This is a genomic window from Thalassospira sp. UBA1131 (assembly GCF_002311515.1).
Taxonomy (GTDB): domain Bacteria; phylum Pseudomonadota; class Alphaproteobacteria; order Rhodospirillales; family Thalassospiraceae; genus Thalassospira.
This window is the reverse complement of the sequence record NZ_DCAO01000063.1, coordinates 6946-9711: the sequence shown is the minus strand read 5'-3', so window position 1 is coordinate 9711 and position 2766 is coordinate 6946. Positions and strand designations below refer to the sequence as shown.

The 2766-nt window shown below is 56.5% G+C and carries 5 protein-coding genes; 3 read left to right on the top strand and 2 right to left on the bottom strand.

The window, feature by feature from the left end; all coding sequences use genetic code 11:
- A partial coding sequence (locus tag B3Z49_RS09500) for an ABC transporter substrate-binding protein (RefSeq protein WP_296990346.1) occupies window positions 1–467 on the bottom strand: 467 nt, incomplete at its 3' end.
- Between the two features lie 275 nt (window positions 468–742).
- Between B3Z49_RS09500 and rsmI the strand changes: the two genes are divergently transcribed.
- Both rsmI and B3Z49_RS09490 read left to right on the top strand, forming a co-directional pair.
- Complete coding sequence (gene rsmI, locus B3Z49_RS09495) at window positions 743–1594, top strand: 16S rRNA (cytidine(1402)-2'-O)-methyltransferase (protein ID WP_296990344.1); 852 nt, start codon at window positions 743–745, stop codon at window positions 1592–1594.
- A 2-nt stretch (window positions 1595–1596) separates the two neighbouring features.
- Entirely contained in the window at window positions 1597–1980 is a 384-nt protein-coding gene (locus tag B3Z49_RS09490) for a YraN family protein (RefSeq protein ID WP_296990342.1), read from the top strand.
- Window positions 1981–2005: 25 nt separating this feature from the next.
- On the opposite strand, the gene B3Z49_RS09485 is transcribed toward B3Z49_RS09490, so the two are convergent.
- Window positions 2006–2413: a DUF2000 family protein gene (locus B3Z49_RS09485; RefSeq protein WP_296990340.1), complete on the bottom strand. Its 408-nt coding sequence runs from the start codon at window positions 2411–2413 to the stop codon at window positions 2006–2008.
- A gap of 32 nt (window positions 2414–2445) precedes the next feature.
- On the opposite strand from B3Z49_RS09485, the gene B3Z49_RS09480 reads away from it, so the two are divergent.
- On the top strand, window positions 2446–2766 hold a 321-nt coding region (locus B3Z49_RS09480; protein ID WP_296990338.1), incomplete at its 3' end, for an AraC family ligand binding domain-containing protein.

Genomic DNA, 2766 nt, shown 5'->3' with positions numbered 1-2766 from the left:
TTGTTGGAAAAGGCCACCACCGGCACATTCGCCGACTTGGCAACTTCGCTCGCCCCACTGACCGATTCGGCAAATAGCGGGCCAAGGATCATCTTGGCACCGGCATTGACGGCTTCGCGCGCCGCATTCTGCCCGCCCTGATAGGTACCCGCGGTATCGATCGGCATCAGGATGAAGTCATCACCGGCAATGTCAAACATGGCGAGTTCTGCGGCATGGCGCATCGCCCGGCCCAGTTCGCCGTGCTGCCCTGACAGCGGCAACAACAACGCAACCCGCTTTTCAAAAGCGGCCGCATCGTCATTATAAAGCAACGGAAGTTCTGCGCCCTCACCCTCAGGCAGGGCAGCATCACTTGGCCACGGGCTGGCATCAGGGATCAGGCCCTGATTGGGGGCACTGTTGGGATCAACGGTATTGCCGCCTGGCTGATTGGCACTTTCAACCGGCGCCCCATCACGTTGCATGCCGAAAAGGTCCGTGATACTCGTGGTCGCATTACAAGCGGTCAGCCCGAAAGAGAGGACAACCACAGATGCCGTCCGGCGCGCAATCCGGCCCCAAGCCGGCAATAGATCCGAAAACCGATCCCGATCTGACAACGCCTGACACGGCAGCGCCTCTTTCTGCATCCGATTCTTTGACGGATGACGTTTCGGACAACCCACTCTCACCTCCAGATAAGTCGTTTCGTCCGCAGGGTAATGCGGGCGAGGGTGCAAGTAAACATGATGAAAGCCATTTGCCGCTTTCAGCTGGTCTTTATCTTGTCGCTACTCCAATCGGAAATTTGGGCGATATTACGTTCAGGGCGCTTGAAATCCTCAAACGTGCCGATGTCATCCTGTGTGAAGACACCAGAACGTCGGGGAAATTGCTGTCGCGATATGGCGTGAAAACCAAGCGAATCGCCTATCACGAACATAACGCAGCCAAAATGCGCCCCGAAATCATGGACCGTCTGGGCAAGGGGCAGGGCCTTGCCCTTATTTCCGATGCCGGAACACCCTTGATCAATGATCCGGGCTACAAACTTGTACGCGACTGCAAGGCAGAAGGGTTCACTGTTACCGCCGCCCCGGGTGCGGCGTCGCCGATTGTTGCCCTGATCCTGTCTGGCCTGCCGAGCGATCATTTCTTTTATGCCGGCTTCCTGCCGCCCAAATCGATGGCGCGCAAAAAGGAACTGGCGCGCTTTGCCCCGATCCCGGGCAGCCTGATCTTTCTTGAAAGTCCCAAGCGACTGGCCGCAAGCCTAACCGACATGGCCGAAATGCTGGGGGGCACACGCGAAGCCGCCGTGACCCGCGAACTAACCAAGATGTTCGAAGAAGTCCGCAATGGCACACTTGCCGATCTGGCGGCTCATTATAATGAGGCAGGCGCGCCTAAAGGCGAGATCGTGGTGATTGTCGGTCCGGCGGACGCCAGCGAAAACGAACCAAGTGTCGAAGACATTGACGCGCGGTTAAGCGAGCTGATCAAAACCCACCGCACCAAGGATGCCGCCGATATCCTGGCCCGCGAAACCGGTCTTAAGAAGCGCGACCTTTATAACCGTGCCCTTGAACTGGCCAAGTCGGACCCGGATTGACCATGGCCCGATCCCGTCCCGTGCATGATGACACATCAAGCCGCAAGCGGGCGGAAAAGGCCGGACGCCGGGCGGAAAAGCTTTGCGAATTCTGGTTACGGCTCAAGGGCTATCGCATTCTGGCCATCCGCCACAAAAGCCCGGTCGGTGAAATCGACATCATCGCCAGACGTGGAGATATCATGGTCGCGATTGAGGTCAAAAACCGTACCGACCGCACAACAGCCCTGCATGCCATTACCCCAAGGCAACAAAACCGCGTCGCCCGTGCCCTTGAATCTTACGCGGGCAAGATCGGCCACACGGGCGATATGCGCCTTGATCTGATGATTGTCCGGAATTGGGGCAGGATCGAGCATCTCAGGAATGCCTGGCAGGTTTCGTAGCAGGCATTCCCACGGTTTGTTGGCCTCAGGGATGCATTTTCGCACCCTTGGTGATCTTATCCACACTGCGTTTATCAGCATGAATACCAATACCAACAAACTTTGCCGTTTCAGGATCCGCTTTGGCAAAAACATCCCGATTGGCCGCATCGTGGCCAGTGGCAAACATTTCCTCGATATAGGCCGATACCCGGACACCGCGATTTAAGGCACGCTGATGGATTTTCGCGATGGTATACCCATCGGCGGCCAGAACGATGGCAGGCTGACGTGACAGCGGGTTATAGATATTCTGGTTGGCGTCGATATAGGGCTCGCCGATGATATCGGGGGTCTGGGCGACAATGCCGCTCATCAGGAAGGCCGTCACATTCAGGGATTGCCAAGTTTCAAGGTCATTGCGCAAAATCAGGGCGACTTTGGTATCAAACATTCACTTCCTCCAATCGGTCGGATGATCCGGTAATGAATGAAGCAATAGAACAGGCAGATGATCGCGGTATTGAACGTTTGTGCAAAAAGCGCGAACGCTTCGTTGCGGCCCCGACCGCACCCGGGATCGAGCGGATTGAAGCCCTGTTCTATGGCAATATGTTCACCCCGCATCGCCACGATACCTACGCGCTGGGCATCACTTTAAAAGGTGTCCAGACCTTTAATTATCGCGGGGAATTTCGCGCCAGCAATCCGGGCAATATCATCATCCTGCATCCTGACGAGCTGCATGACGGCGGGGCTGGGACCGAGGACGGCTTGCAATATCGCATGCTGTATCTTGAACCGGCC

What these genes read in the sequence shown, in the direction of transcription:
- B3Z49_RS09490 (WP_296990342.1), top strand. Translation starts at nt 1,597, where the DNA reads ATGGCCCGATCCCGTCCCGTGCATGATGACACATCAAGCCGCAAGCGG.
- B3Z49_RS09485 (WP_296990340.1), bottom strand. Translation starts at nt 2,413, where the DNA reads ATGTTTGATACCAAAGTCGCCCTGATTTTGCGCAATGACCTTGAAACT.